At 56.0% G+C, this 3121-nt stretch carries 2 protein-coding genes; both read right to left on the reverse strand.

All coding sequences use genetic code 11. From position 1 onward, the window contains the following. Positions 1-43: 43 nt before the first annotated feature. Entirely contained in the window at positions 44-904 is an 861-nt protein-coding gene (locus ACTF5G_RS10060; RefSeq protein WP_438952668.1) for a hypothetical protein, read from the reverse strand. A gap of 1 nt (position 905) precedes the next feature. Next, positions 906-3121, reverse strand: a 2216-nt coding sequence (locus ACTF5G_RS10065) for a hydantoinase B/oxoprolinase family protein (protein WP_438952669.1), incomplete at its 5' end; no start/stop codon positions are given.

Consider the following 3121-nt stretch of genomic DNA (forward strand, 5'->3'; position numbering starts at 1 on the left):
ATCGACTAGACGCATGATGGGCCTCGTTTACAACTGGGTCCGCTTAACCCTTCAGACTCGACAGGGTATCAAGCACCAACTCGGGCTTTGCCTCCGGCGGAATGGTCAGGTAATAAAACCCTTGCACCGATGGCAATGGCTGTCCGGCCAGATCACCCCAAAGCAGATCAGTCACCTCGACGCCTTTGGACTTGGCTGCCATAGGTGATGCTGCAGGCGCAATGGTAAAGGCCAGATCCGCAGGCACGTCGAAATCGGCATCCGCTGCAGGCAGGTACAGTCCCACCGACCAGCGATAGTGTTTCGCCACGTTATAGACGGGTTGATACCAGGCCAGTTCAGCACCGCTGGCAGGCATCAGATAGGTTTCCTCTACCAGCAACAAACCAGACAGTTCGGTTTCGCTGAAATAGCGCAGAAAATCAGCCACGTACATCGCTGCAGTATCAACGCTCATTTCATCCGGCTCGGCAATCTCGCCGTTGGCGGCCTGATGAGCTTTGACCAGCAGAGCACGGGGCGATGGCATGACCATAACCAGCGGTGTTGAACTGCTGTAGTTGTTAGCCAGGGCTGTGATGACCTCTGCCAGCAATTCGCGGGGGGCGTAGGCCTCCAGCATGGCTTTCAGCGCAGCGGTGACCCGCCGTTTGCCCGCCATGGCCGGCAACGCCTCGGCGTCTTCCCTGATCCAGTGCTGAAACAGGTCCCAGACATCGATAACGACCACCTGGGCTTTTACCAGACCGTGAGCCTGGCGATAAAACGACATATAAGCAGCGGGGTTGGTCCAGGGATTTTCATCCTTGCCCAGCAGCAGCTTTTTGGTGTAATCGTTGAAATTAATCCAAAGCCGGGGGGTTTCCCCCCCGGCTGCCAGATAGGACGCAAGATCTAAAGCCATACTATTTCCTCTCGTTCTCGGGCGGGAGGCTGGCTTCTTTTCTGGCGGCTGCAAGTTTGGCTTCCAGCTCGGCAATTCTCACATCTTTTGGATGGGTGACGTAGATCGGGCCGGGGTTTTGAGCATCGCGCTTGTCATGGAGACTACCGGCGTAAATCACCTCGTTGTCGCCATTCCAGGCACCGTAGAACGGAATGTTCTCGGGCGGATGGTCCTTGACATGCTTCTTCACGAACTCGGCATAGGGCACGCCCTGTTTTTTCCGCTGCTCGCGATACTGGGCACGCAGTTTTTCGGTAGTCTCGAGATCCACGGCCAGCGTGGTTTCGTTGAACTCCACCTTGTAGAGCTTTTTCGCCCACTCGGCAGAGATCAGACCTTCCTCAATATCCATGATCACATAGGTGGGATCGCGTTCGAGGGGGTCGCCGTAACCGCCACCACTACCCTGGGAGATCATGTACAGCTCGCCGCGTTTGGAGATATCAAAACCCATACCCATGTGGTGGGTGGTGTATCTGGCATTCGGGAACGGCTGCTCATTCATGATTTCATGGATGCTGTGCTTGAACAGTTGCGGATTTTCCAACAGAACTTCGTAGACATCCACACCCTGTACTTTACACAGGGGATAGGAACCGCCGGCATAGCCACCGAACAGGCCCTGGATGGTCGGCACCTTGGAACCCTGGGTCGTGGTCATAAAGCCCCACTGATCACTGTCCTTGGTGGCGGCAATCATGGTATAGCCCATACCACCACGATATTTGCCGGGGGCCTGGGTGTTGGCAGTCATTTTCTTGGATACCAACTGCAGGAACGGCACTTCCTCTTCGTTCATTTCCTGTTCACCGATGTCCGCCATGGTGGCAAAAATCGGAGACAGCGCGTGTTCACCATCGCGGTCCATGCGGGCACCGCCACCCATACCGTTAAGGTCGGCACAGAGGTTGCCCAGTGTTTCACCGTGCTGATTCACACCGCCCCAGATGAAGGTGTTGATCATGTTGTGCCAGGGTGCCAGTACCCGTGTGTATTTGTCCGGACAGCTGTACAGGAATTTGGCGGTCGCATGCTGGGCCACGGTGAAGCTGTGGAAAATCGACATCAGACTCTGGGAGTTGGGTGCCGAGTAGGAGCAATCCACCAGTGTGCCTGGCTGGGTCACGAATTCAACAGGTGACAGACCCGCCTGACCACGGGGTAAATCCGGCCAGATGTGGTTCATAAAGGCCTGGCCCACCATGCCCTTCATGCCGGGTAACTGGGTGTTGATGGCGCGGTTGGTCAGCTCGGGGCTGGTACCGGAGAAATCAAAAATCAGCCGGTCACCCTTCTTGATTACCGTCAGATTGACCTTCAGCAGAGCATTTTCACGCAGGGTGCTGTCCATGATGGTCTGGGTGCGCACGGTCATGTCGGGCCACTCGGAAATGCGGCGACGAACTTCGGTCACGACACTTTCGTTGGTGTAGCGCAGACAGGCGGTGAGGGCATCCGGGCCATCGTTGGCCAGTACTTCCTTGATCCGCTTCTCAAGACGCATACAGGCAAACAGTTTTACCTTCATGTCCTCGTATTGCAGCTTCGGCTCGCGCACGGAGTTCTGCAGGAAAGTCAGCAGGTCCTTCTTGATCTCGTAGTTTTCCACCACTTTGAACGGGGACATTTTCAGGCCTTCGTCAAAGGAGGTTTCCGCCATGGAAGGCATACCGCCGGGCTCGATCGCGCCACACTCACCTTCGTGAACGGTGGACGCTACCCAACAGACCAACTTGCCTTCGTGGAAGACCGGTAGAATCATACTCTGGTCGGTGTTGTGGACGTTGCCGTAGCGGGAGTCGTTGTGAATGAAACCGTCACCCGAACTCACGCCCACGGTTTTTTCATCGATCCAGTTCTTGATGATGAACTTGATCGGATGGTGAACCAGTGCGGAGAAGATCAATACCCCGCCGGCACTGCCGATCGTGAGATCGCCAGAGGCCGAGTAGATACCGGTGATGATGTCACCCCACTTGGCACCGGGGGCGGCACCCATCTGCTCGACCATCTCAAAGCCTTCTTCACAGGCCGACTGAAGCCGGTCGCGAATGGAGGCGATCTGGTTGAGATCGGTATACTTGTCCATTGCCCTTTCTTCATCGGGCGTGCGCGGCATGATTCTGTGATCGCGCATGATCTCGGGATCGGGCCCCAGGAAAAGGGTAGTATCCT

Source organism: Porticoccus sp., from assembly GCF_965660005.1.
In the GTDB taxonomy this organism is placed as follows: domain Bacteria; phylum Pseudomonadota; class Gammaproteobacteria; order Pseudomonadales; family Porticoccaceae; genus Porticoccus.